The organism is Rhabdaerophilum calidifontis, from assembly GCF_008641065.1.
In the GTDB taxonomy this organism is placed as follows: domain Bacteria; phylum Pseudomonadota; class Alphaproteobacteria; order Rhizobiales; family Beijerinckiaceae; genus Rhabdaerophilum; species Rhabdaerophilum calidifontis.
This window is the reverse complement of the sequence record NZ_VTRS01000018.1, coordinates 1-1,283: the sequence shown is the minus strand read 5'-3', so window position 1 is coordinate 1,283 and position 1,283 is coordinate 1. Positions and strand designations below refer to the sequence as shown.

The 1,283-nt window shown below is 60.1% G+C and carries 1 protein-coding gene; it reads right to left on the bottom strand.

Annotated features, from left to right (window positions below; genetic code table 11):
• Positions 1-61 precede the first annotated feature (61 nt).
• Positions 62-1,200 (bottom strand): IS3 family transposase gene (locus FWJ24_RS14545; RefSeq protein WP_150288557.1). Its coding sequence is split into 2 segments (ribosomal slippage): positions 62-948 and positions 948-1,200, totalling 1,140 coding nucleotides; the frame shifts between segments, so codons are not numbered across the junction.
• Positions 1,201-1,283: the final 83 nt, after the last annotated feature.

Sequence of the window (1,283 nt, the reverse complement as noted above, 5' to 3'; positions counted from 1 at the left end):
AGAGCTGGCTCGGTTTGTTTGAACAGTTTCGGGGCGTTTCCTAAGTGGATTCCTGCCTCGGTTAGGCCGCCATCGGGATTGCTGGCAGCGCATTGAAGTACGCCTCGTCCGGGGTCAACCGGCCGAGGCTCGAGTGGGGTCGGCGAGTGTTATAGAAGCCGTCGATATAGCGTCCCAGCGAGGCCCTGGCCTCCGAGACACTGGCATAGGCCCTCAGGTACACCTCCTCGTATTTGATGGTCCGCCAGAGCCTTTCCACGAACACGTTGTCCCGCCAGGCACCCTTGCCGTCCATGCTGATCGCGATGTCATGGCTTTTCAGCAGGTCCGTGAAGGCCACGCTCGTAAATTGGCTGCCCTGATCCGTGTTGAAGATCTCGGGCTTGCCGTATTTGGCCAGCGCCTCCTCGACAGCCTCGAGGCAGAACGCCGTGTCGAGCGTAATCGAAAGCTTCCAGGCCAGAACCTTCCGGCTGAACCAGTCGACCACGGCCGCGAGATAAACGAAGCCGCGCGCCATCGGGATATAGCTGATATCCATCGCCCAGACCTGGTTGGGCCGTGTGATCGGCAGCTTTCGGAGCAGATATGGGTAGATCTTGTGCCCTGGCGCCGGCTTCGATGTGTTCGGCCGCCGGTAGATGGCCTCAATGCCCATCCGTTTCATCAGCGTTGCGACATGCAGGCGCCCGACGTCGAAGTTCTCGCGAACGAGGAAGTCGCGCATCATCCGGCTGCCCGCAAAAGGGTATTCCAGATGCAACTTGTCGATCCGGTTCATGACCGCCAGATCGGCAGCCGGAACAGGGCGCGGCAGATAATAAACGCTGCCCCGGCTGAGGCTGAGCAAGCGGGCCTGCCGTCCGATCGATAGGCGATGTTCCTTGTTGATCATCGCTTTGCGCTCGCCAACAGACCGGCTTTGCCGAGCGCTTCGGACAAAAAATCGTTCTCCAGAGCCAGTTGGCCAATCTTGGCGTGGAGTTCCTTCACATCAACCGGGGGCGGCGCATCCGGTTTGCCCTCACCAAAGACCCCGGCAGCCCCTTCGAGGAGCTGATCCCGCCAGGTCTTGATCACATTCGCATGGACATCGAATTGCGCGGCCAGTTCGGCCAGCGTTTTCTCGCCCTTCACAGCGGCAAGCGCCACCTTCGCCTTGAAAGCCGGGCTATGGTTCCGGCGCGGTCGTCTCGTCATGGTCTCTCCTGTTCACGGCATCATGCCGATCTCAGGCAGAATTTCCACTTATCCCCGCTGTCCAGATTTCCCGAGCCAGCTCT